Raw genomic sequence first — 258 nt, 5'->3', positions numbered from 1 at the left:
AATAGCTATAAAGGAAATTTATTAATAGATCAGCTACTACTTGATAATAGATTTACTTTCGAAACTGAATATTATAGAACATTTACAATTAATAAAGACGGAACTATAAAAATAAAGAAATACTCTGTTGATAATTTAGAATATAATGAAAGTGGAGATATTATTGGTAAGAAACAAAAGCCTGAAATCACTGAAACAATTGTTGAGTATAAAATTGATAATGATGGAAAGTTTGTTAAAATATAAAAGAAAATTTAG

General features: G+C 22.9%; 1 protein-coding gene. It reads left to right on the top strand.

The features are described 5' to 3' along the window. On the top strand, positions 1–246 hold a 246-nt coding region (locus SB725_RS32245; RefSeq protein WP_410923563.1), incomplete at its 5' end, for a hypothetical protein. Positions 247–258: the final 12 nt, after the last annotated feature.

Origin of the sequence: Pseudomonas sp. SIMBA_041 (genome assembly GCF_046535095.1) — a bacterium.
Lineage (GTDB): Bacteria > Pseudomonadota > Gammaproteobacteria > Pseudomonadales > Pseudomonadaceae > Aquipseudomonas > Aquipseudomonas mucoides.
This window is presented reverse-complemented; position numbering and strand designations above follow the sequence as displayed.